Below are 23445 nucleotides of genomic sequence, written 5' to 3'. Positions count from 1 at the left end.
CGGCTCCCGGGTGGGAGTCGGGGCCGACGTGCGTCCGGACCTGCTGACGGCTGATCACCGGACGTACGGTGCCGGTCAGTCGGCCACCGTGACGGTGAACCCCTCCGGCGCCCGCAGCTCGACCCGGCCCGTGTGGTCGGTCGTCACCCCGATCGGCAGTCCGGCCACGGTCAGCCCGTCGAACCGCAGCGACTCGTACCCGGCGGGCACCCGGGCCCGGACCGTCAGCCGGCGGCCCGGCGCGTCCGCCGCCAGGCCGAGCACCGACTGGAGGACGGTGACGGCGGAGGCCGCGGACCAGGCCTGCGGCCGGCAGGACGCCGGGTACGGAACGGGCCGGGCGTAGTGCTCGCGCGGGTGGCCGCCGAACAGTTCGGGCAGACGGTGGTCGAAGGCCGCGGCGGCCCGCACCAGCCCGGCGGCCAGCGGGGCGGCCGCCTCGTGCAGCCCGGCCCGGGCGAGGCCGTGGACGGCGATGGCGCTGTCGTGCGGCCATACCGAACCCGTGTGGTAGCCGAGCGGGTTGAAGCCGGCGGCGGTCGCGTCCAGGGTGCGCAGCCCGAAGCCGCTCGCCATGCCGGGGCCGGTGAGCCGGCGGGCCACGAGTGCGCTCTCCTCGGCGTCCAGCAGCCCGGTGCCGAGCAGGTGGCCCATGTTGGAGGCGATCGAGTCCACCCTCCGCTTGGCGCCGTCGAGGGCCACCACCGGGTAGCGGCCGTCCTCGTCCTCGGTCCAGAAGTGGGCCCGGAAGCGTTCGCGCAGCCGCTCGGCCCACTCCCGCCAGTGCTCGGCGCCGGGGCGGTCGAAGGCCTCCAGCAGCTCGGCCGCGGCGAGCGCGGCCTCGTGGGCGTACGCCTGGACCTCGCTGAGGGCGATCGGGGCGTCGGCGATCCGGCCGTCGCGGAACCGGATGCTGTCGGAGGAGTCCTTCCAGCCCTGGTTGGACAGGCCGCGGCCGGTGCTGTCCAGGTACTCCAGGAAGCCGTCGCCGTCGGCGTCGGCGTACCGTTCCAGCCAGCCGAGGGCGGCCTCGGCGTGCGGGAGGAGCTCCTCGACCCGGTCGGCGGGCAGGCCCCAGCGCCAGGCGTCGTGCAGCAGGACGAGCCAGAGCGGGGTGGCGTCGGCGGTGCCGAAGTAGCGGGGCGGCAGGTGGGATCCGGTGTCGAGGTGCTGTTCGGCGCGGCGGACCTCGTGGAGGATCTTGCCGGGCTGCTCCTCGGTGGCCGGGTCGGTGGTGCGGCCCTGGCGGCGGGCGAGGGTGCGCAGGGTGCCGGCGGCGAGCTCGGTGCCGAGCGGGAGCAGCATCCGGGCCGCCCAGAGCGAGTCGCGGCCGAACAGGGTGAGGAACCAGGGCGCGCCGGCGCCGAGGAAGGTGTCGGCGGGGCTGAGCGGGTCGGTGAGCAGCAGGCCGCGCAGGTCCTGGTGGGAGCGGGCGAGCCAGTGGCCGAGGTCGTGGTCGCGGCCGGTGACGGCGGGGGTGCGCCAGGGGGCGGCGTCGGCGGGCGGGGCTGGGAAGAGGTCGCCCTCGCGGTGTTCGGCGGTGCACTCCAGGACGGCCTGCCAGGCCTGGCCGGGGGCGAGTTCCAGGTCGTAGCCGAGGGTGCCGGTGGCGGCGTCGAGGTGGTCGGGGGCCGGGTCGAGGGCGAGGACGGCGGTGAGCGGGCCGTCGTTCCAGCGCAGCCCGTCGGGTTCGGCGCCGGGGGTGCGGGGGGTGCCGGTGCGGCCGGCCTTGACGGCGTCCATGGCGGCGAAGTCGCTCTCGGCGCGCAGGTCCAGGCGCAGCCGGGCGGTGAGGTCGCCGGCGTTGCGGACGGTGAGGTGTTCGACGAGGCGGCCGGGCCGCAGTTCGCGGCGGCGCTCCAGGGTGACGGCGGGGTCGGCGGTGGCCTCGGCGAGGCCGCGCAGCACGGTGACGAAGGTGGTGGTGCCGTCCGGGGCTTCGGCGGTGGCGACGTGCGCGTCGGGGATGCCGGCGACGATGGCCTCCAGGCGGGAGAGGATCCGCCGGTCCCCGTGGAAGAATCCGTCCGCGCCTTCGCCGATCCGGCCGTCTGGGCGCGAGGCGCAGAAGCTCGGGGCGGCCACGGAGAGCCGGGTGTCGTGGAGGAACGGCTGCAGCTCTGTCGCTGACATGGTGTCTTCATCCTCTGCTGGGGGCTTGACAGTTGCTTCCACCCGGGCGCAACCTTTCTGCCGTTGGAGCGTTCCAAGACATTAACCCCGCTGGTGGGGATGATGGAACCCCCGATTGGAACGCTCCAACACCTGGTCGACGAGGACAGAACCTAGGATCGCCGTCATGAATGCACACTCATCGCCCCGGCCCCGGGCAGGGTCCGCCGTGACCCTCGAAATGGTCGCCGCCCGGGCCGGCGTGGGCCGTCAGACGGTGTCCAACGCGCTCAACTCGCCCGACCTGCTGCGCCCGCAGACCCTGGAACGGGTCCGGCGCGCCATCGACGAACTCGGCTACCGGCCCCACCGGGCCGCCCAGGCGCTGAAGACCAGGGCCAGCCGACTGATCGGCTACGGCCTCCGCTCCAGCAGCACCGGCGTCCCCACCCCCGTCCTCGACCAGTTCCTGCACTCGCTCTCCGAGGCCGCCGACCGGGCCGGCTACCGGGTGGTGCTGTTCGCCGTCGCCCCCGGGGACGACGAACTCACCAGCTACCGCCAACTGCTCGACGAACACGGCGCGGACGGCTTCGTGCTCAGCGGCACCGACCGCGGCGACCGCCGCCAGGGCTGGCTGCACGAACAGGGCGTCCCCTACGTCGCCTTCGGCCGCACCTGGACCGGCCGGGACGTCGGCGACTGGGTCGACGTCGACGGCGCCGCCGGGACGTCGGCCGCCGTCCGGCACCTGGCCGGGCTCGGCCACCGCAAGATCGGTTTCCTCGGCTGGCCCAAGGGCTCCGGCGTCGGCGACGACCGCGCCCGCGGCTGGCAGAGCACGATGCGCGAGCTCGGACTGACCACCCGGGGCCGCCGGGCCGAGAGCCCCGACGACCCCGCACACGCCACCGAGGCCGCCGAGCGGCTCCTCGCCGCCGGCGCCACCGCCGTCGTCGCCGCCAGCGACACCCTCGCCCTCGGCTGGTACCAGGCGCTGCGCCGGGCCGGGCGCACCCCGGGGCCGGACGCCGCCGTCATCGGCTTCGACGACTCCCCGATCGCCCCGCTCCTGCACCCCTCGCTGTCCAGCCTCTCCCAGCCGCTCGACGCCGTCGGCCGCGCCTGCATGCGGCTGCTGCTGGAACGCCTCGGCGACCGCCGGCGGCCGACCGAACACGTCCTCCTGAAACCCGAGTTGGTGCTCCGCGAAAGCGTGTGACGCCACTCCCCCGAGCCATCTGCGCCCACCGCACCAACCCTCGCAAGGAGATCCGCATGGCCACCTCCCGCACCCTCGCCGCGGCCGCCGTCTGCGCGGCCGTCGCCCTCGGCGCCGTCACCGGCTGCTCCTCCTCCGGCGGCTTCGGCGACTCGACGGCCAAGCAGGCCTCCGGCGGCAAGCAGGACCTGACGGTGCTGATCGCCACCTCCGGCGAGGCCGAGACCGCGGCGGTCAAGGCGGCCACCGCCGCCTGGGCGCAGAAGACCGGAAACACCGTCACCGTGCAGATCGCGAGCAACATCAACCAGCAGCTCGGCCAGGCCTTCGCCGGCGGCAACCCGCCGGACCTCTTCTACGTCAACTCCGACCAGTTCGCCAACTACGCCAAGGGCGGCTCCCTCTACGCGTACGGGGACCTGGTCCCGGACGCCGCGGACTTCTCCGAGCAGCTGCGCAGGGCCTTCAGCCACGACGGCAAGCTCACCTGCCTGCCCAAGGACAGCTCCACCCTGGGCCTGGCGATCAACACCGCCATGTGGCAGCAGGCCGGCCTCACCGAGGCCGACTACCCCACCACCTGGCAGCAGCTCTCCGACGACGCCGCCAAGCTCACCAAAGACGGCGTCACCGGCCTGGTCACCGCCCCCGACTACCAGCGGCTGGGCGCCCTGATGAAGGAGGCCGGCGGCTGGATCACCAACCCCGAGCAGAACGCGATGACCGCCGACAACCCGGCCAACAAGCAGGCCCTGGAGTACCTCCAGACCATGATGAAGGCCGGGTCCGCCAAGTACGTCGCCGAGGTGGACGCCGGCTGGGGCGGCGAGGCGCTCGGCAAGGGCAGGGCCGCGATGACCATCGAGGGCAACTGGCTGAAGGGCGCGATGGCCAAGGACTACCCGGACGTCGGCTACAAGGTGCTCCCGCTGCCCGCCGGCCCGGCCGGCCCCGGCACCCTCGCCTTCAGCAACTGCTGGGGCATCGCCGCCAGGAGCACCCACCAGGCCGCCGGAGTCGACCTCGTCAAGCACCTCACCTCCGCCGAGCAGCAGCTGGAGTTCTCCAAGGCCTTCGGCGTCATGCCCTCGCGCACCAGCGCGCTCGCCACGTACGCCCAGCAGTACCCGGACTCCAAGGCGTGGGTGGACGGCGTCGCCACCTCCCAGCCGCCGGTCACCATCGCCGGCTTCAACCAGGTCCTCACCCAGTTCAACACCGACCTCCAGTCGCTGAGGACCGGGGACCCGGCCACCATCCTGGGCACCCTCCAGCGCAACGGCGAGCAGGCCCTGAAGAATGCCAGGTAGGCGCACCATGGGCACCATACGGGCCATACGGGCCACCCGCACACTCACCACCCGCACCCGCACCGGGCGCGGCCTGCGCGAAGGGGCCTGGGGCTGGCTGTTCACCGGCCCCATGGTCCTCGTCCTCGGCCTCTTCCTGGTCCTGCCCATCGCGATGGCCCTGTGGGTCAGCCTGCTGCACTGGGACGGGCAGTCCGACCCCTTCAGCGGCAGCGCGGACTTCGTCGGCCTGGACAACTACCGGCGGCTGTTCGCCGAGGACGGCCTGGACCGCACGCTCTTCGCCACCTCGATGCGCAACACCCTCTACTACGTCCTGCTGACCGTCCCGCTCCAGACGGCGCTGGCCCTCGTCCTCGCCATCACCGTCAACCAGCGGCTGCTGCGCGGCCGCGGCGCCCTGCGCACGGTGTTCTACTTCCCGTCCGTCACCAGCTCGATCGCCGTCTCCACGGTCTTCCTGTTCCTCTTCCAGGGCAGCGGCGCCGTCAACCGGATACTCGGCCGGCTCGGCGTCCAGGGGCCGAACTGGTTCGCCGACCCACGCGGACTGGTCTGGCTGGTCCTCGGCCGGCTCGGCGTCGACCAGCCCGCCCCCGGCCCGGGCGGGCCGCTCGGACTCTCGTGGTCCGAGTGGTTCGCCGGCCCCTCCGTCGCCATGTGCACCCTGATCCTGATGGCGGTCTGGACCACCTCCGGCACCTTCATGCTGATCTTCCTCGCCGCCCTCCAGGACATCCCGCGCGAACTGGAGGAAGCCGCCGCCCTGGACGGCGTCAACCGCCGCCAACTGCTGCGCTACGTCACCCTGCCCGCGCTGCGGCCCGTCCTGTTCCTGGTCCTCACCCTCGGGCTGATCTCCACCTGGCAGGTCTTCGACCAGATCTACGTGATGGGCAAGGGCGCCCCCGGCAACACCACCCTCACCCCCGCCTACCTGTCCTACTCGGCCGGCTTCGACAACGCCGACTACGGGCAGGGCGCCGCCATCGCGTTCGTCCTGCTCGGCCTGATCCTGCTGCTCACCGCCGCCCAGCGGTGGGTGCTGCGGGAACGGGACGGCAAGCCGCGAGGCGGCCGGAAGGGAGCCCGCCGTGCCGCGCACTGACACCCCGCGTGCCGATGCCCCGGGTACCGATGCCCCGCGTGCTGCCGGCCCGCGGGCCGAGGAGCGGCCGGTCCTCGGCCGCTTCCCCCGACCGCTGCGGTACCTCGGCTACGCGGCGCTGGCCGGCTTCGCGCTGCTCTACCTGCTGCCGTTCCTGCTGCAGCTGGTGAACAGCGTCAAGACCGACCCGGACGCGGCCGCCCACCCGATGTCCCTGCTGCCGGACGGCGGCACCCTCGCCTCCTACCGGCGGCTGTTCGGCCTGGCCGACGGCGTGGAGAACGTCCCGTTCCTGCGCTGGCTGGGCAACAGCGTGGTGGTGACCGTCCTGGTCACGGCCGGCCGGGTGCTGTTCGACTCGATGGCGGGCTACGCGCTGGCCCGGATCAGGTTCCCCGGCCGCCGGCTGCTCTTCGCCTTCGTCCTGGCCGTGATGGCCGTGCCCGGCGTGGTGCTGCTGATCCCGAAGTTCCTGGTGCTGAAGAGCTTCGGCATGTTCGACACCTACAGCGGAATGGTCCTGCCCCTGCTGGTCGACGCCGCCGGGATCTTCATCATGAAGCAGTTCTTCGAGTCGGTGCCGCGCGAGATCGAGGAGGCCGCGCGGATCGACGGCGCCGGAACCTTCCGGATCTTCTGGTCCGTCGTGCTGCCCATGTCCCGGCCCTCGCTGATCACCCTCACGGTGCTCTCCTTCCAGGGCTCCTGGAACGAGTTCACCCACTTCCTCGTCTCCACCCAGTCCAGCGACCACGACACCCTCACCACCGGCCTCGCCCACTTCGTCGCCGGCGGCCTCGGCTCCGGCACCCAGTACCCGCTCAAACTGGCGGCGGCCCTCGTCTCCACCGTCCCGGTGGCCGTGCTGTTCTTCTGCTTCCAGCGCCACTTCGTCCGCGGCGCCAACTCGGGCTCCTCCAAGGGGTGAAGCTCGTCGCGGAAGGTCCGGTGCGGGCCGTCGTGGGTGGGGTGGCCCGCAGGTCGGAACGGACACCGGGCCACTGTCACCCGACCTTCCGCGACAAGCTACAGGAGGGACCGGAGCCCGCACCGCCGGCGGCCGGATCCGGGGCACGGAAGGTGCGGCGGTACGCCGACGGCGCGACTCCCGCCTCCGCCGCGAGGTGCCGCCGCAACGAGGTGGCGGTGGCGAACCCGACCTCGTGGGCGACACGTTCCACCGGCAGATCGCTGGACTCCAGCAGGTGCCGGGCCCGCCGCACCCGCTGCGAGGTCAGCCACCGGCCGGGGCTCAGACCGGTCTCCTCCTTGAAGCGCCGGGCGAAGGTACGGGTGCTCATCGCCGCGTGCTCGGCCAACTCATCCAGCGTCAGCGGAAGTTCGAGCCGCAGCAGGGCCCAGTCACGGGTCGGCCCGGTGCCGGTCGCGCCCGTCGGCGGCAGTGGCCGCTCGATGTACTGGGCCTGCCCACCGTCCCGGTACGGCGGCATGACGCAGAAGCGGGCGGCCTGGTTGGCGACCTCGATGCCGTGGTCCTGGCGCAGCAGGTGCAGGCAGACGTCGAAGCCGCTGGCCGCCCCCGCCGAGGTCAACACGTCACCGTGGTCGACGAAGAGAACGCCGGCGTCGAGCTCGACCCGGGGGAACTGCTCCCGGAAGCGGTCGCCGAGCGCCCAGTGGGTGGTGGCCCGACGCCCGTCGAGGAGACCGGCACCGGCCAGCAGGAAGGCACCGCTGCAGATCGACACCAGCCGGGTGCCGGGCCGCAGACCGGAAAGCGCATCCAGGGCCTTCGCGTTCGTCGTGGCGGCCGATCCCCGGGGTATCGCGTACCCGGGGACGATCACGGTGTCCGCCTCGGCCAGCACCTCGGGCCCGTGCCCGGGGGTGACCGTCAGGTCCGCGACGGTGCGCACCGGCTTCCCGTCCACGCCCGCGGTCACCACCTCGTAGCGGCCACCGGCGGCGCCCAGGACGTGCTGAGGTATGCCCAGTTCGAAGGGATAGATCCCGTCGAGCACCAGGACGACCACCTTGTGGACGCCGGGCCGCGGTTCGGGACGTACCACGCGATCCGCTTCGGCGGCACGACCGGCCACATCACGGGATCCGGACGCACCAGGGGCGGCATGGTGAACGGACATGGCGCGAATGTATCGAAGACTGACCTTCCCGCCATGGCCGGGGCCGACCCGAACGGCAAGGATCGAGGCATCGATCGATCCGAGCACCCATTCGACGCCGGACATGTCCGGCCGAACTCAGGAGGTTTCCCATGGCCAAGGGCTACTGGGTCAGTGTCTACCCCGCCACCACCGACCTCGAGAAGCTGACCGCCTACGACCAGCTGGCAGGCCAGGCCGTCCGCGCCGCGGGCGGGCGCCTCCTGTCCCGCGGCACCCGAGTCGTCGCCCGCGAGGCCGGAACCACGCACCGCGCCGTCCTGATCGAGTTCGACAGCCTCGAACAGGCGGTCGCCGCCTACGAGAGCGAGGCCTACCAGAAAGCGCTGACGGCCCTCCCCGACGGCTTCCAGCGCGACTTCCGCATCATCGAAGGCATCGACTGATCGACAACCCCAGCCGTCGCCGAGCACCCGCCACCCGACACGCACACACACGGTGCTCGGCGACGGCTGACGAGCCGAAACCCGACGCGGTGGCCCGTGGTCAAGTCCGCTCCACCAACGTGGAGGTGCCCCGGCTCGGCCGCGAGTCGTGGTGAGCGGGGCAGGGTCCTCCGACGGCTGGGGCGGCATGACAGAGTGGACATATGGCAACGAACCGCGACCACTCGGCCGATCTCTACCCGGACCCTTGGCTGGGCACCGCCCAGGTCTACGGAGACCTCATCGCGGCGAAGGCGCTCGTCTACGACCGCTGCGGATTTGCCTGCTCTCGGCCAGTCCCCGAAGCCGAGAGCGCCGAGTACGCCGCCTACGAGTTCACCCTCAACGGCCTCGCCGTTCGGTTTCGCGCCGCCAGGACGACCCCCACCAAGGCCGGCCAGTTCGTCACCGTCTGGAAGAGGTCCCCGGCCGGGCCCATCCAGCCCTTCGATGCCACAGACCCCGTCGACCTCTTCGTCATCAGCACCCGCGACGATCACAACTTCGGCCAGTTCGTCTTTCCCATGGACACGCTCCGCCGGCACGGCGTCGTATCGGCGAACGGTTCAGGTGGGAAGCGAGCCTTTCGCGTCTACCCGCCCTGGGCGACTCCTACCAACCGCCAGGCCAGCCGTACGCAGGCGTGGCAACTGGGCTTCTTCCTGCACCTGCACCAGGACGGGCCCATCAACCTGGCTCGCGCCCAGGAGCTCTACCACCCGCAGGACAGTGCCGGCACCGGCCAGTAGGCCCGCCATCACTCATCGCCTACTACCGTCCTACTCGCTTCCCCCGCCACGCCCGGCCCTCGCCGACGCCGCACAGTACCCGGCTGTGCCCCCAGTTCGGCTTCCCCACGTCGTATTGGGCAGAGTTCTATACCCGAAAGGGCATGGTTCCGTTCATACCGTGGCACACAGTGGCCCCAGCGAGTGTGATCGGAAGAAGGCCGTGGCTTGCTTGGCACGGATCCGCCTCACGACTACGGGAGCACCCGTGCGAGCGCAGGACCATGACCAGCAGAGGGTTGCGGACCACCCGAAGCAGCCCACCTCCCACAGCGAAAGGCCCGCCGCAGGGCCACTGTTGGGCGCGCAGGGTCTGCTCGCTCTGCAAAGGAGCGCGGGCAACGCGGCCGTGGTGCGGCTCCTGCGTCGGACCGGGCACCTCGAGGCGCCGCACCGGCACGGTGCCGGCCACGGGCACCCGCAACCAGGAGGCCCGGCTGTGCAGCGCACCGCCGTGCCGGACGTCCTGCGTTCAGGCGGCCGCCCCCTCAACAGCGCCACTCGGGCCGACATGGAGTCCCGCCTCGGCGCGGACTTCTCCGACGTACGGGTTCACGACGACAGCGCCGCCCGGAGGTCCGCCGCCGAGTTGGGCGCCCGTGCCTACACCAGCGGCAGCCACGTCGTCATCGGCGACGGCGGCCACGACCGGCACACCCTCGCCCACGAGCTCACCCACGTCATCCAGCAGCGCCAGGGCCCCATCGCCGGCACCGACAACGGCGACGGACCGCGCGTCTCGGACCCCTCCGACCGGTTCGAGCGCGAGGCCGAGGCGAACGCTACCCATGCACTCGCCGGGCCGGCGCCGGCCCGACTTATGACCACCGAACCGACAGACCAGCCGAGGGCCGACCTGGAGCCCGCTGGACCCGGCGCCGCGATCCAGCGGGCGATGTATCTGGATAACCACGACAGGCGCATCTACAAGAACGAAGGTGATCCGGACAGCTCGTACGCCTTCCTCAGCCTCCAACCGGACCTGGGCGCGATCTACGTCGATTTCAACAAACTGGAGACCTACCGCCAGACCGGGAACGCCGCGCTGCTCGGGGCCTTCTACGCCTACGACACTCAACAACAGCAGCTGAACATCCTGGAACCAGCGGAAATGGGCCGCGCCTACCGAGGGCTCCTCGGTTCCGCTCTCCGTACCGGACCGCAGCTCTACCAAACCGGAGGCGGGTCACGGCTGCCGGACCCCAACGGCATCATGTTCAGTTTCGGGCTGAGCCGGGAGAGGTCGTTCGAAATACTCGGCATCCCGCCGGCGGAACAAGGGAGCTACGAGAACGTCCAATTCCAGCAGTTCGCGACCGAGAGCCGGTATCAGCATTTCGTGGGCGTGATGTCGAACGAAACACCAAACCACTACAACTACACCGCTCCCGGCGGCGAGCAGCTCTTCTACGCCTCACTGGTCGAACAAGTCCGAAACGCGCAGTCGCACCGCGTCCGGACCGGCAACGTCACATGGTCGGACGAGCAGTTCGCTGCCATCGACCCGAACAGCCCCCAGGCCGAGGACCTCCACCGGCAGTTCAGCGCCCTGACGCGCCCGACGGAGTCGACCGGCTGGATCCTTGGAACGAACATCGCGGCCGTGGACCGCGGCAACGGCCAGGACTCCGCGATGGGGAACTGGAACGCGCTGGCCGCAGCCGCGTACACCAATAAGTTCCTCAACGCCAGCCTTCCGCTGACGAGCAACTGGGAGTGGCTGCACATCCGGGGCGCGCAGCTGGGCGGACGGACCGAGGGCGGCAACCTCGTGGCGGGCGTCTACGCCGCGAACTCGGCGATGATCCCGTGGGAGAACCGGATCCTTCAGTGGGCGCAGCAGGATCCGCACCACTTCCAGGCGAGATTCTCCATAGACCCCGCGCCGCGGGGTCCTTTCGCGAATCAAATCCACCTGCACATCATGGCCACCGATCACCAGGTCCTCGGCAACCTGCCGGAGATTCTCCTCGCCTCCTTCGACCCGTTCACCGGAAACGTGGTGGACAAGTTGTCCGAACGATTCCTGGAGCGGGCAATGGACGCACGGGGCTACAACGAGTTCTAGCGGACCCGGCGCCTCTCCTGTCCAACGGCCTTCGGCACCCGGCCCCACATCCACGCGCCCCCGGCGAGGAAGGCCAGCACTCCCAGCACTACCATGCCGGCGGGCCGGCCCACCCACTCCATCACCGTGATGATCAGCCCTACCAGCCCGTCCCCGCCGGGGTTCTCCCCTGGAGGCGGTGGCTCACCGTCCGCCAGCAGGCCGGACACCACGGTGTGCGCTATCTGACTACCCGCCATCTCCCTCTCCATCCCTTGGGGATCCCCACCCTGCGGACCGCCCCACCACCTGCCCCATGCGTGATCACCCCGCCCGGCCCGGCCGGTGACCGCCGACGCCACCGGAGAGCGCTCCGGGCGGTCTCCGCGTCGAGTAGCCCTGTCGGCGACGAGTAGCCTACCGATCACATCAGAAGGTGATGGCTTCGGACGGCTGGGGTGGGAACGTGGAACGGCAGCAGTACCTGGAGAGATGCTCGGAGCTCTTCGCCGTGGGTGGCTATGAGGCTGTGAGAGCTGCGGCACAGGCGGGGCTCAAGGAATGCGGACCCGATCCGGTCCTCTTCCGCTGGCTCGGACAGGCACATGCCGCAGAAGACGAGGACGACCATGACCGCGAGGCCGAGGCCGCATATCGCGATGGCCTCGCGCTGGCAGCAGATGACCTCGGACTCCTGGTGTCGTACCTGGAGCTGTGCCTTCGATCGGACTCCTTCGAATACCCGGGGCGGGCGCGCCGTGCTGCGGCTCTGCGGGACAGGATCGAAGAGCTGGCCCCGCCCGGGTCGGCCGAGCGCCGGCAGGTCGACGATGCGACGGGCTGGGCCGGACGGGGCTATTGGGACGACCTGAAGGCGGCCGCTGTTCAAGGGCAGGCTCAGCAGACGGCCAGGGCGGCGCAGAGCGTGCTGGTGACCGACGCGCTGCAGCGAGCCGCTCGTGGCGAGTCCGGTGAGGACACGGGCGAAGACCTCCAGGCCGCTGAACTCGCCGCGGCGGTCGAGCTGTTGCAGGGGGCCCGGAACGCACCACTGCGCCTGCTTCTCGCACACCGGGTCGAAGCGTACGTGCTGACGTTCGCGGCATCGTTCGGCACGAACAAGGCGCTGGTGTGGAGTGGAGTGCTGGACTTCAGCCTGTGGGGCTGGTTGTTCTGGGCTCCCTTGCTTGTCGCCGAAGCCAAGCTCCGCCAGGCGAAGAGGCTGGGACGGGAGCGCGTCATCGCTCGCATACAGGCCCGCCATGACGAGACGCAGCTGTCCCAGAGCCCTCCCGAGGTCAAGCATCCGTAGGAAACGGCAAAGGCGTTGCTGCGGCGCAGGTCGGGAAGGGGTGCGCCTTGCCCGTGCGGGGGGTGGCCCGTAGGTCGGGGTGGGGGTGGGTCGTCGGCGCGGGAGGTGGTCCTGGTGGTGGGGAGGTGTGGTTATCGCGTGTCGGTGGCGATCACGGTCCAGGCCTTGGTGGAGGTGTCGTCCAGCCGCAGGTCGAAGGTGAAGGCGAGCGGCCTGCGCTTGCGCGGGTCGCCGCGGAGTACCTGTTCGGTGCGGCGGTCGACTTCGTAGTAGACGCCCTGCGCGTCGACCGCGACGCGGAAGACGACCGGGTCGCGTGAGACCAGCGAGCGCACCGTGACCGACGTGACGGCGGCCTGGCGCAGGACGGTCCGGCGGGGCGTGCGGACGGGGGTGAAGTCGAGGCTGCCGTCGTTCATGATCCACTCCTCGAGGAACCGCTCGACGGCGACCTCGAGAACCGCCCTGTCGAACCGGCCGTCGAGGACGCTCAGATCGCCCGCCGCGGTGTCGGCGTCCGTGCTCCACGAGATGTTGGTGAGGGAGAGGACGTCGCTCGCCCCGGTGACCGTGCTCTTGTGCGCGACCTCGAGGACCGCGTCCCGGGCGACCTCCTTCTGGTCCCAGCCGTCGGTCTCGATGGCGTTGCTCAGGTGGTGCGCGCCCTCGGCGGCCTGTTCGAGCGAGGAAACGATCCATTCGCCGGCCGCGCTCTTGCGCAGCGTCCAGTACTCGACCGGGCGCGTCGAGCCGTCCTTGCGCACGGCCTGCCCGCCGTCTCCGCCGCGAACGTAGTCACGGAGCGTCGCGGTGATCCGGAAGGTGACGGTGTCGTTCACCTCACCGGCCCGGTTGGCGACGTCGACCAGCTCGACCACCGGACCCTCGACGATCTCCACGACGTTGACCTCGCCGCGCGACTCGTAGTCGCGCAGTTCCTCGGCCCACTTGCCGTACAGCACCGGGGACAGGATCTGCCGCAGCGTGGCGTGGTCGTGGCCGGTCCAGGCCCGCTGGGCGGTCTCGTACAGCCACACGGCGCGGCGCTCGAGCGCCGCGCGGTCGAAGGTCGCGTCGGTGTCGGCGATGGCATCGACCCGGGCGGAGACCTGGGCGGAGCGCTCGCGGGCCTGTGCGTCCGCGCGGTGCGCGGTGCGGTCCGAGACCGTGTTCAGCTCGCCCGCCATCGCCGCCTTGCGGCGCCGGGATCTGAGCCACAGGATCAGCAGGACCACGGCCACGATCACCAGCAGGGCGACGAGCCCACCGCTACCGGCCACGAAACCGGTTCCGAAGCCGCCGCCGGTCGACCCGTGGAAGCCGCCACCACCGCCATGGCTGCCACCGCCGCCTCCGCCGCCCCCGAACCCGTGACCGCCGCCCCCGCCGCGGGCATGGGCGACCGTCGGGCTGCTCAGCGCGACTGCTCCCGCGACCCCACATATCCACCGACGGACGCGCACCGGACCTCCTACCAGGAACCGCGGACCTTCCAGGCGAGCAAGCGTACAAGCCGGGGTGTACGGGAAATTCGGGACCTCCGGCCGTCCGACGGGTGGTCGGGCCGGGACCGCGCGAAACGACCACGACGGCTGTGCTCCGCCCGTACGGGGGGTGGCCCCGGCTGGTCGGTCAGGTGGCCTTCCAGGCCGCCTCGATCATGTGGAAGATCTCGTCCACCGCGGCCTGCAGATCGGCCGACTCTCGGGCCACCGAATAGGCGTCGACCACGAACCTCGCGACCGCGCGGCAGGCCGTCGCGCTCTGCGGCAGGTCGGGGGCGGCGAGGAGGACCGCCGCCAACGACTCCGCGTGGCGCAGCCGCATCGACTGCTCGTACTCCCGCAGGGCGGGCGACTCGTCGATCATGCGCCAGATCGGGGCGACGCCGTCGGCCGTGCAATGCCGCACCAAGGCGTGGATCTCGCGGCGCAGCGGAGCGTGCCGGACGCGCTCGCCACAGCCGTCGACCTCATCTCGCGGGGCGAGCTCCGCATCCCGGTCGAGAAGTCGTACCCGCTCGCCGAGGCCGCGGCAGCCCACATCGACAGCCACGCCGGTCACACGCGCGGGCGCCGAGTCCTGGTCATCTGAGCCGCTTCCGACGCGGTCGCACGGCCCGGCAGCTCACACTCCGTGCGGCGACTCCGCCGGGGCCCACCCGGCAGGCGTGCGGCACAGAGGATCTCCGTGCCGGCCTGCGAATCCACGGTCGGTGCCGGATCCGACGTCGATCCGACTCCGACCGTGGATCCCTGCCCCGCGCTCGTCGTCCAAGTCGCCGTGTGGAGAACGTCGTGGCGGCCTTGTCGCCCGACGGGCCCGCGCAGATCCGGCCAGAAGTGGGCGGTTCCCGGAACGCGTTCCGCCGTGGTCGGACAACGGGGGCAGGAAATCGGTCCGACCTGCGGCCAGACGCCTCCGGGCCGCTCGTGACGGAGGCGCGCTCCGCTCCGGAGCGATAGGTTGGCGGCTGCCAACTCTGGAGAGGTTGACCGACATGACGATCGATCAGGCCGCCCTCGGCGGCGCGGTGAAGGCGGTCATCGCCGCCGCGCACACCGGGGACCTGGCCGGGCTGTACCGGGCCGTGATGCCGCCGGCGGGCACGGAAACGCCTCCGGCCGAGGCCACCGCCTGGTTCGGGTCGCTCATCATCCACCTGGCGCTCACCGCGGCAAGCGATTCGAAGCTGGAGCAGGGCTGCTCCCGAGAGGCCGTCTCGGCGTGGGTCGAGGAGACGGAGGGCCCGCTCCCCACCCCGGCACGGCTGCGGGCCACGGATCCCGGCGGGATCGACCACGTCGAAGCGATGACCGCCGCTGCGGGCTACTCCCAGTGCCGTGAGTACGCCGTCGACCTGATCGGCCTGGGCTTGACCGACCCCGACGAGGAACCGGACGAGCGAGTCGTCGATGCCCACTGTGCGGTGACGAACGACAAGGACGCGCGGATCACCGTCATGGCGATGCTCGGCCGCCTCGCCGCGGCCCCTGACGGGCACGGCCGACGGTAGCTCGCGGCAACCCGGCCTTCTCACGCTCGACGGCTGGTGGATCGAGGGCGGAACCACGCCGGTCCACGCTCTCCGCGAGGACCGGGAGACCTGCCCTCCTGGTGATGACGGGTGGCACTACCGACACCGCATCGGCGGGCACCTGGACGCGCCTTCCGACGACGTCCTGTTGATCAGGCTCAAGTGCCAGCGGGTGATCGCCCGCGGGTCGGCACTACGGCTGCCAGGTCGTCAGCCGCACCCGCTTCGACCCCCGGCCCGGCCTCCTGACGGACGCGCGGGTCGGCGGTCGGCGCGGGTCGGCGGTCGGCGCGGGTCGGTCAGGCCTCCCAGCGGGGCTCGGCGGCTGGTGCCGGCGCCGGGTTGCCGGACGTGGGGAGGCACTCGGCGAGGAGGGCGAGGACGTCCTGCCAGGCGCGCCGGGCATGCCGTGGGTGGTGGGCGACGCCGGGGAGCAGCGTCTGCCGGGGGTCGTCGATCGTCGGGTGGTGGAAGGCGTGTTGGGCCCCGCCGTAGACCACCAGGCGCCAGTCGACGCCGCCGGCCTGCATCTCGGCGGTGAAGGCGTCCCGCTGGGCGGCGGACATGATCGGGTCCTCCGACCCGACGCCGGCCCAGACGGGGCAGCGGATCCGGGCCGCCTCGCCGGGGCGGCCCGTGATCAGGCCGTTGACCGTGCCGATCGCCCGCAGGTCGACGCCGGCGCGCCCGAGTTCCACGGCGATCGCGCCTCCGGTGCCGTAGCCGATGGCGGCGATCCGCTCGGGGTCGGTCCGGGGTTCGGCGCGCAGCACGTCGAGGGCCGCGTGGCCGATGTCCCGCATCCGGTCGGGGTCGGCGAGCAGCGGCATCACCCGGGCCAGCATCTCCTGGGGGTCGGTGAACCAGTGTCCGCCGTGGAGGTCGAAGGCCAGGGCGACGTAGCCGAGTTCGGCGAGGGCGTCGGCCAGGCTGCGCTGGAAGTCGTTCAGGCCCGGCCCCTCGGGGCCGACCAGGACGGCCGGTCGGCGGCCGGTTCCTGCGGGCAGGGCGAGGTGCCCGATCATCGTGAGTCCGTCGGCCGGGTACTCGACCGTACGTGTGGTCACCGTCGTCATGGGACGGACTGTAGTGAGGACCGGGCCCCGTGCGGGCCGGACTTCGCCGTCGGCAGAGCAGCCGACGCCGGGCCGCCGGGAAGACAGGAGATGGCGGGGCAGAGCAGGGCAGGGCAGGGCAGACCAGCGCGCACCGGGCGGGGTACGGCCGTTGGTCGTGGTTTTGGCCGATCTGTCTAAAGCCCCGGCCAAAAACCCGGGTGACCTCTTGCCGATAATGTGATCACATGTATAGGCACTGTGGCGTTGCGCGTCGCAGGGGAGGGACCGGCCCGCTTCACCGAGCGGGCCCGATCAAGGGGAGTCGCGCCATCAACACCACCATCCGCAGGGCCGCCCGCGGGGCGATGCCCGTCGCCGTCACCGCCTCCGTGCTCGCCGCGGGCCTCACCGCCTGCGGAACCGTCGAGCAGCTGTCCGCCGCGCAGAAGGTGTCCAAGGCCTTCGACAAGGTCGGTGACGGCAAGTCGGCCGGCTTCACCCTCTCCATCGCCGCCACTCCCGAGCAGGTCGCCGCGTTCGCCAGGTCCACCGAGAACGGCGTCGGCAAGGGCCTGGTCGGCTCGGCCCGGGAGCACGAGATGGACGAGGCGACCGCGAAGGCGGTCTCCGGCCTCTCCGTGTCGGTCGCGGTCTCCGCCGACAAGCCGCTCAAGGAGGTCGAGGCCTTCAAGAACGCCGGCAAGAACGCCGGCAAGGGCGACAAGAACACCGACCTGGCGCTGGACAAGTCGCTGCGCGTCTCCTACCGGCTCACCGACCGCAGCGGCACCGCGCTGCTGGAGTACCGCCAGGTCGAGGCCACGGGGTACCTGCACGCCGACACCAAGGGCCTGGTGAAGCTGCTCGGCCAGGACCCGTCCGAGGTGGACCGGCTCCGCAACGGGCTGCCGGCCGAGCTGAAGCCGCTCGGCGACGTGCTGGACGGCAAGTGGGTCTCCTTCGACCTCCAGGCGCTCGCCGACCAGGCGAAGCAGTCCGACGCCGGGAAGGCCGACCCGAGCGCCGCGCCCACCGCCGACCCGGAGTTCACCGACCAGCTGCTCGGCTCGATCAAGGACGCGCTCGGCCGCACCGTCACGTACGAGGACAAGGGCAAGAAGGACGGCGCCGAGCACCTCTGGGTCAGTGCCCCGGCCCGGCAGCTGGTGGACGAGATGTACAAGGCCGTCAAGCCGCTGTCCGCCAAGTTCCCCAAGCAGTTGGGCGACTTCCCGGACCAGGCCCCGAGCGACGTGCCGGACCGCCGGATCGGCGTCGACCTCTACCTGAAGAACGGCGCCTTCTCCTCCGCCACCTTCGACCTCGCCCAGCTGGCCGAGACGGTGGAGCCGGGCGTCGAGTTCCCGGTGAAGCTCGCCTTCGACCAGGCCGCCCCGAACGTCCAGGCCCCGGCCGACGCCGTCAAGCTGACCGGCGACCAGCTGGTGGGCGCGGTCGCGGGCCTGGCCACCGCGCGCGGCGCGGGCGGCGTCGACCTCGAGGACTCGGAGGGGGACCTGGTCCCGACCACGGTGCCGCTGAACGACCCCCAGCTCAAGGAGCTCGCCGCCCTCGGCGTCCCGGAGAGCATGGCGCGCGCCTACAACGAGATGGGCCTGTCCTTCGAGGACATCAAGCGGGTCGCCCAGCGGGCCACCCCGTCCAAGGTCTGACCTCCGCCCCGGCCCGATACCTGACCCCGGTCCCGGGCCGGCACCGGTGACCGACCTGCGCCGCCGGGTGAGCAGAGCTGCTCACCCGGCGGCGTCGGCGTACCCGACGGCGTATCCGTCGGCGTATCCGTCGGCGTATCCGTCGGCTTGCGCTCGGCGTACCCGTCCCCGGGTCAGGCGTGGGCGGCGGCGCACTCCGGGTGGCCCCAGGAGCCGCCCACCTTGGTGATCTTGTCGCCCTTGGCGTACGGGCGGCTGCACGGGCAGGTGCCGGGGAAGCGGGCGTTCAGAGTGCGCGAGCCGCCGCTCCGCTTGGCGGCGGTGCCAGAGCCGGTACCAGAACCGGTGCCGGCACCGGCGGCGGGCCGGCCGGCGCGCGCCCTGGGGGCCTTGGTGGCGGCGGCCGGGTCGGGCACGGGCAGGTCGGCGGCGGTGCCGGAGGCGTCCTGCTGGGTGCGGGCGGCATCGCTGGCGGCCTTGTCGGCGATGGCGTTGAGCGGGTCCCCATCGACCTGGTGGGCCGGCACGTACACGAAGGTGACGTCCCGGCCCTCCAGCAGGGCGTCGATCGCCTGGATCAGCTCCTGGTTGGCGACCGGCTTGCCCGCGGCCGTCTTCCAGCCGTTGCGCTTCCAGCCCTTGAGCCACTTGGTCACCGAGTCGCGGGTGTAGGTGCTGTCCAGCCGCACCTCCAGCGGCACCGCCGGGTCCGTGGAGGCGAGCAGCTCCCGCAGCGCCGTCAGCTCGCCCACGTTGTTGGTGCTGTGCCCGAGCGCGCCGGCCTGCCAGCGCTGGGGCGCCCCGGCGGCGTCCGCGACCACGTACGCCCAGCCCGCCGGACCGGGGTTGCCCTTGGCTGCTCCGTCACACGCTGCAATGACTCGTTCGACCATGCCCCGATCATGCCTGGTCGGGGGCCTTGGAGCCAAAGCCGCTCAGACGCGCAGCAGGGGCAGCAGCAGCGCCGCCGACCAGCTGAAGTTGGTCGAGCTGTGCCCCTCCCCGGTCAGCGGGTGGTAGTTCTCCCGGACCGGGCCGTCCCCGGCCAGCCCCGCGGCGGTGGCCAGCAGCCGCTCGACCGTGCGCCGGGCGTCCTGCTCCCAGCCGTACCGGCGCAGGCCCTCGATCGCGAAGTAGGTCTGGTCGAGCCAGGCCAGGCCGCGCCAGTATCCGGCCGGGTCGAAGGCGGGCGAGCTGCGGGCGACCGTCGGGAACGGCATGGCGGTGCCGAACTCCGCCGGGTCGAGCAGCAGCCGGCGGACGGTGCGGGCCTGGGCGGCGGTGGCGGTGCCGGACCAGAGCGGGATCGCGCCCTCGATGCCGCGGCCCCGGTCGGTGAGCCGGGCTCCGGTGGCCAGGTCGGTGTCGTGGAACCAGCCGTCGGCCGGGTCGTACATGGTGTCGCGCACGGCGGTGTCGATCCGGTCGGCGCGGGCCCGCAGGCGTTCGGCGGCGGGCCGGTCGCCGAGTTCGGCGGCGATCAGCGCCAGGTGGCGGTGGTCGGCGGCGAGGTAGGCGTTGAGGTCGACCGAGCGCTGGTCGAGCGACCAGCCGAGCAGCGTCCCGTTCGCGTCCCGGTTGGGGACCACGCCGGCGGTGTCGAAGCGCGGGGCGTTGTCCATGCCGGACTCCCAGGCGGCCGCCTCGACGCGGTCCTGGGCGGTGGCGTTGGCCGGGTCCACGGTGGCGCCGTACTCGCACAGGCCCTCGCCGTGGTGGTCCCGGGTGCGGTACCACCAGTCCTGGTAGGCGGTCAGCCGGGGCAGCAGCTCGCGCAGGAAGGCCCGGTCGCCGCTGCGCCGGTACACCTCCCAGACCGCCCAGGAGGCCAGCGGGGGCTTGGAGTTGCGTTCGTTCCAGTTGCCGCCGCCGGTCGTCGGGTCGTTGTAGAAGACGCAGTCCGGGACCATCCCGGCGTCCTGCGGGCGCTCGGCGGAGCCGGGCGGGACCTGGTGGTCGAACACGGCCCGGATCTGGTCGGCGGCGAGGCCGGGGGCGAAGGCGGCGGTGCCGACGGCCTGCTTCCAGGTGTCCCAGGCCCAGACGCCGCTGAACCACTTGTAGGAGAGCGTGGGGGTGACGGCGTCGTGCCGGATCCGGCCGGCCGGGCTGCGCCAGTTGGTGACCAGGGTCTGCACGCACTTGGCGGCGGTGCGGCGGCGGGCGGCCGGGACGCCCTCGGTGGCCCGGGTCAGGTACCCGTGCCAGCGGGCGGTGCCCTCGGCCGCGACCCGCTCGGGGGCGCGCAGCGCGGCGTCGGCGTCCTGCGCGGCGCGGGCGTACTCGGCCTCGGTGAAGGTGTAGCTCTCGGTCCAGTCCAGGCCGCGGCTCTCCCCCGGTGCCAGCCGTACGGGCTCGGCGAGCTCGGTGCGGTGGCTCTCGCCGTCGGCGCTCAGTACGACCCGGACGGGCCGGGCGTGGCGGACGGCGAAGCGCTCGGTGCCGTCGGTGAGGTAGTCCCAGGTCTGCCGGACCTTCGCGAAGCGCACCTCCACGCCGCGTTCGGCGGCGGCCAGTCGCGGTGCGTCGTGCTGCGGTCCGGTGGCGGGGCGCAGCAGCCGGCCGGTCCACGCGGCGGCGAGGATCCGTACGGCGGGGCCGGTGTTGGTGAGCCGGGCCCGGAGCAGGGCGGTGCGGTCGCCGGCGAAGCGCAGTTCGAGGGTGAGGGCGAGGCCGCCGCCGAGGTCGTGGGTGAGCCTCAGCAGGCCGGGCAGCGAGGTGGCGCGCGCGGGGGCGCCGGCGGTGAGGTCGAGGGGGCGGCCCCGTTCGGTGAGTGCGAGGCGGGTCAGGCCGTCGCTGAGCCACCAGGGGTACTCCTGGGCAAGGTGCAGCGGGCCGGTGAAGCCGCCCTGCGGGTCGGTGGGGCGGGGCAGGGCGTAGGCGTGCCAGGCGCCGAGGTCGGCGAAGACGTTGATCGGGTTGTTGCCGCGGGCGTCGCCGGGGTAGGCCTGGGCGGGGGTGCCGTGCAGGTCGAGGAGGTCGGCGTAGCGGTCCAGGGGGCCTGCCGGGTCCGGAGGCGGCGCGGCGGCGGCCGGGGCCCCGGCGAGGGCTCCGGCGGCGAGGGCGGCGGAGCCGGCCAGGACGTGGCGGCGGGTCAGCGGGTTCATGCGCGCTCCTCGGTGGCGGGGAGTCGGAGGACGGCGGCGCCGAGCGGCGCGAGGATGAGGGTGTCGCCGGGGGCGGTGCCGGTGAGCAGGTCGGTGGCGGTGAGCAGGCCGGTGCCGGGCGTGTCGAGTGGCACCCGGCGTTCGACGGGGCCGTGGTTGAGCAGGAAGAGGTACTGGCTGCCGTCGGCGGCGTGGCGGCGGGTGGCCTCGACCCCCTCCGGCAGGCCGGGCAGTTCGGCGCCCACGCCGGCCTCGGCGAGCGCGAGGTCGAGCACCGGGCCGGTGTCGGCGCCGAGGTGGGCGCTCAGGTACCAGGCGCTGCCGGCGCCCAGGGGGTTGCGGGTGACGGCGGGCCGGCCGGCCAGCGGGCCGGAGGTGTAGCGGGCGAGGGTCTCGGCGGCGCCCTCGGTCTCGATCCACTCGCTCCAGCGTTCGGCGCGCAGCGCGGCGGCGTCCAGGGCGAGGCCGGTGGCGTCCGGGGCGAGGCCGGTGGCGTCGGGGACCGGGCCGGTGGTGTCCAGGGCGAGGCCGGTGGTCTCGCCGTCCGGGATCGGCCAGTGCTCGTCGACCACGATGCCGAGCAGTTCGCGCAGCGGGCCGGGGTGGCCGCCGGGGTGGATGTGGTCGTGCCGGTCGACGATGCCGCTGAAGGGGCCGCAGACGAGCCGGCCGCCGTTCCGCACGTACGCGGTGAGCCGGTCGGCGGTGGCGGTGTCGAGCAGGTAGAGGTTGGGGGCGAGCAGCAGCGGGTAGCCGTCGGGTTCGGCGCCGGGCGGGAGGAAGTCGACGGTGACGCCGCGCTCGTACAGGGCCGCGTACCAGGGGCGGAGCAGGTCGAGCCAGCGCATCCGGGCGGAGGGGTGGTCGTCCAGTTCGAGCGCCCACCAGCTGTCCCAGTCGAGCAGGACGGCGGCCCGCGCGCGCAGCCGGCTGCCGGCGATCGCGCCGAGGCGGCGCAGGTCGGTGCCGAGGCGCAGGGTGTCCTGCCAGCCGCGCGAGGCGGTGCCCCGGTGCGGGAGCATCGCGCTGTGGAACTTCTCGGCTCCGGCCACCGAGGCGCGCCACTGGAAGTGCAGGACGCCGTCGGCGCCGCGGGCCAGGGCCTGGAGCGACCAGAGGCGGTGCAGGCCGGGGCGTTTGGGCACGTTGACCGGGCGCCAGCTGACCGCGGAGGGGGCCTGTTCCATCAGCAGCCAGGGCCGGCCGCCCTTGAGCGAGCGCATCAGGTCGTAGTTCATCGCGGCGTTGACGTGGGCGCGGGGGTCGGCCGGGTCGGGGTAGGCGTCGTCGGAGACGAGGTCCTCGTGCCGGCTCCACTCCCAGTAGTCCAGTGCCTTGAGCATCGACATGAAGTTGGTGGTGACCGGCACGCCGGGTGAGACCTCGTCCAGGACGGCCTTCTCGGCGTGGTGCAGGGCGAGCAGCGCGTCCGAGCAGAACCGGCGCCAGTCGAGCAGTTGGGTGGGGTTGACGGGCCCGGGCGCGGTGCGCGGCGGTTCGATCTGCTCGAAGGAGTTGTAGTGCTGGGACCAGAAGGCGGTGCCCCAGGATCGGTTCAACTCCTCGATGCCGCCGTGGCGTTCGCGCAGCCAGTGGCGGAAGTCGGCGGCCGAGGCGGGGCAGAAGCACTCCTGGACGTGGTCGCCGTACTCGTTGTGGATGTGCCACAGGGCGAGTGCCGGGTGGTGGCGGTAGCGTTCGGCCAGGGCCCGGGTGAGCCGGACGGCGGCCTGCCGGTAGGCCGGCGAGGAGGGGCAGTAGTGCTGGCGGGAGCCGAACTCCAGCCGTACGCCGTCGGCGGTGACGGGCAGCAGTTCGGGGTGGGCGCGTACCAGCCAGGCGGGCGGGGAGGCGGTGGCGGTGGCCAGGTCGACGGCGACGCCGTGCCGGTGGACGAGGTCGAGCAGGCGGTCCAGCCAGCCGAAGTCCCAGCTCTCGGCGTCGGGTTGGAGCCGGGCCCAGGAGAAGACGCCGACGGTGACCAGGTTGACCCCGGCCTCGGCCATCAGTTTCACGTCCTCGGCCCACACCTGTTCGGGCCACTGCTCGGGGTTCCAGTCCCCGCCGTACAGCAGGCCGGGCACCCGGGTGAGGCGGTCCAT

General features: G+C 72.5%; 18 protein-coding genes and 2 pseudogenes. 11 read left to right on the top strand and 9 right to left on the bottom strand.

What is annotated here, in order from left to right; translation table 11 throughout:
• Window positions 1-75: 75 nt before the first annotated feature.
• On the bottom strand, window positions 76-2133 hold the full coding sequence (locus ACWD4P_RS22575; RefSeq protein ID WP_449780800.1) for an amylo-alpha-1,6-glucosidase: 2058 nt from the start codon (window positions 2131-2133) through the stop codon (window positions 76-78).
• Window positions 2134-2341: 208 nt separating this feature from the next.
• Here ACWD4P_RS22575 and ACWD4P_RS22570 point away from each other — a divergent pair, with 208 nt between their 5' ends.
• Genes ACWD4P_RS22570 through ACWD4P_RS22555 form a run of 4 tightly spaced genes read left to right on the top strand, consistent with a single transcriptional unit; the run spans window position 2342 to window position 6680 of the window.
• Window positions 2342-3334: a LacI family DNA-binding transcriptional regulator gene (locus ACWD4P_RS22570; protein ID WP_359820154.1), complete on the top strand. Its 993-nt coding sequence runs from the start codon at window positions 2342-2344 to the stop codon at window positions 3332-3334.
• A gap of 56 nt (window positions 3335-3390) precedes the next feature.
• On the top strand, window positions 3391-4644 hold the full coding sequence (locus ACWD4P_RS22565) for an extracellular solute-binding protein (RefSeq protein WP_449780799.1): 1254 nt from the start codon (window positions 3391-3393) through the stop codon (window positions 4642-4644).
• Between the two features lie 7 nt (window positions 4645-4651).
• The gene (locus tag ACWD4P_RS22560) at window positions 4652-5752 is read left to right on the top strand and encodes a carbohydrate ABC transporter permease (RefSeq protein WP_449780798.1); all 1101 of its coding nucleotides are present in this window, start codon (window positions 4652-4654) and stop codon (window positions 5750-5752) included.
• The gene (locus ACWD4P_RS22555; protein WP_449780797.1) at window positions 5739-6680 is read left to right on the top strand and encodes a carbohydrate ABC transporter permease; all 942 of its coding nucleotides are present in this window, start codon (window positions 5739-5741) and stop codon (window positions 6678-6680) included. Before ACWD4P_RS22560 ends, ACWD4P_RS22555 begins: the two co-directional genes overlap by 14 nt.
• Before the next feature lie 76 nt (window positions 6681-6756).
• Here ACWD4P_RS22555 and ACWD4P_RS22550 read toward each other — a convergent pair whose 3' ends face one another.
• Complete coding sequence (locus ACWD4P_RS22550; protein WP_449780810.1) at window positions 6757-7920, bottom strand: GlxA family transcriptional regulator; 1164 nt, start codon at window positions 7918-7920, stop codon at window positions 6757-6759.
• 68 nt (window positions 7921-7988) lie between these two features.
• On the opposite strand from ACWD4P_RS22550, the gene ACWD4P_RS22545 reads away from it, so the two are divergent.
• From ACWD4P_RS22545 to ACWD4P_RS22535, 3 genes are all read left to right on the top strand, one after another.
• A complete protein-coding gene (locus tag ACWD4P_RS22545) occupies window positions 7989-8282 on the top strand; it encodes a DUF1330 domain-containing protein (RefSeq protein WP_449780796.1) in 294 nt (97 codons plus the stop codon).
• Between the two features lie 203 nt (window positions 8283-8485).
• The gene (locus ACWD4P_RS22540) at window positions 8486-9070 is read left to right on the top strand and encodes a MepB family protein (RefSeq protein WP_449780795.1); all 585 of its coding nucleotides are present in this window, start codon (window positions 8486-8488) and stop codon (window positions 9068-9070) included.
• Between the two features lie 478 nt (window positions 9071-9548).
• Window positions 9549-11177 carry an eCIS core domain-containing protein gene (locus ACWD4P_RS22535; RefSeq protein ID WP_449780794.1) on the top strand — a complete coding sequence of 543 codons (1629 nt, stop codon included), beginning with the start codon at window positions 9549-9551 and terminating at the stop codon, window positions 11175-11177.
• On the opposite strand, the gene ACWD4P_RS22530 is transcribed toward ACWD4P_RS22535, so the two are convergent.
• Window positions 11174-11416 carry a hypothetical protein gene (locus ACWD4P_RS22530; protein WP_449780793.1) on the bottom strand — a complete coding sequence of 81 codons (243 nt, stop codon included), beginning with the start codon at window positions 11414-11416 and terminating at the stop codon, window positions 11174-11176. The two genes, ACWD4P_RS22535 and ACWD4P_RS22530, sit on opposite strands and share 4 nt — an antisense overlap.
• Before the next feature lie 206 nt (window positions 11417-11622).
• Here ACWD4P_RS22530 and ACWD4P_RS22525 point away from each other — a divergent pair, with 206 nt between their 5' ends.
• Entirely contained in the window at window positions 11623-12468 is an 846-nt protein-coding gene (locus tag ACWD4P_RS22525) for a hypothetical protein (RefSeq protein WP_449780792.1), read from the top strand.
• A gap of 131 nt (window positions 12469-12599) precedes the next feature.
• Here the strand turns inward: ACWD4P_RS22525 and ACWD4P_RS22520 are convergent, their stop codons facing one another.
• Together ACWD4P_RS22520 and ACWD4P_RS22515 are read right to left on the bottom strand one after the other, a co-directional pair.
• Window positions 12600-13748, bottom strand: a complete 1149-nt coding sequence (locus ACWD4P_RS22520) for a Tim44 domain-containing protein (protein ID WP_449780791.1) — start codon at window positions 13746-13748, stop codon at window positions 12600-12602.
• A gap of 352 nt (window positions 13749-14100) precedes the next feature.
• Window positions 14101-14406, bottom strand: a pseudogene (locus tag ACWD4P_RS22515) (TetR/AcrR family transcriptional regulator); the annotation flags it as partial.
• Between ACWD4P_RS22515 and ACWD4P_RS22510 the strand changes: the two are divergent.
• Together ACWD4P_RS22510 and ACWD4P_RS22505 are read left to right on the top strand one after the other, a co-directional pair.
• Window positions 14326-14562: pseudogene (locus ACWD4P_RS22510) on the top strand (zinc-binding dehydrogenase); the annotation flags it as partial. The pseudogenes ACWD4P_RS22515 and ACWD4P_RS22510 overlap by 81 nt on opposite strands.
• A 406-nt stretch (window positions 14563-14968) precedes the next feature.
• Window positions 14969-15484 carry a hypothetical protein gene (locus ACWD4P_RS22505; protein WP_359820118.1) on the top strand — a complete coding sequence of 172 codons (516 nt, stop codon included), beginning with the start codon at window positions 14969-14971 and terminating at the stop codon, window positions 15482-15484.
• A gap of 320 nt (window positions 15485-15804) precedes the next feature.
• On the opposite strand, the gene ACWD4P_RS22500 is transcribed toward ACWD4P_RS22505, so the two are convergent.
• Complete coding sequence (locus ACWD4P_RS22500) at window positions 15805-16581, bottom strand: dienelactone hydrolase family protein (protein ID WP_449780790.1); 777 nt, start codon at window positions 16579-16581, stop codon at window positions 15805-15807.
• 347 nt (window positions 16582-16928) lie between these two features.
• On the opposite strand from ACWD4P_RS22500, the gene ACWD4P_RS22495 reads away from it, so the two are divergent.
• Window positions 16929-18236 (top strand): hypothetical protein, encoded by a 1308-nt coding sequence (locus tag ACWD4P_RS22495; protein WP_449780789.1) that lies wholly within the window; start codon window positions 16929-16931, stop codon window positions 18234-18236.
• A 173-nt stretch (window positions 18237-18409) separates the two neighbouring features.
• Here ACWD4P_RS22495 and ACWD4P_RS22490 read toward each other — a convergent pair whose 3' ends face one another.
• The 3 genes from ACWD4P_RS22490 to ACWD4P_RS22480 are packed head-to-tail and all read right to left on the bottom strand — an operon-like array spanning window position 18410 to window position 23445.
• The gene (locus tag ACWD4P_RS22490; protein ID WP_449780788.1) at window positions 18410-19129 is read right to left on the bottom strand and encodes a ribonuclease H family protein; all 720 of its coding nucleotides are present in this window, start codon (window positions 19127-19129) and stop codon (window positions 18410-18412) included.
• A 42-nt stretch (window positions 19130-19171) separates the two neighbouring features.
• Window positions 19172-21343, bottom strand: coding sequence for an MGH1-like glycoside hydrolase domain-containing protein (locus ACWD4P_RS22485; RefSeq protein WP_449780787.1), 2172 nt, complete (start codon window positions 21341-21343; stop codon window positions 19172-19174).
• A complete protein-coding gene (locus ACWD4P_RS22480; RefSeq protein WP_449780786.1) occupies window positions 21340-23445 on the bottom strand; it encodes a beta-galactosidase in 2106 nt (701 codons plus the stop codon). The genes ACWD4P_RS22485 and ACWD4P_RS22480 overlap by 4 nt, the downstream gene beginning before the upstream one ends.

The sequence above is a fragment of the Kitasatospora sp. NPDC002543 genome (assembly GCF_053594915.1).
This window is presented reverse-complemented; position numbering and strand designations above follow the sequence as displayed.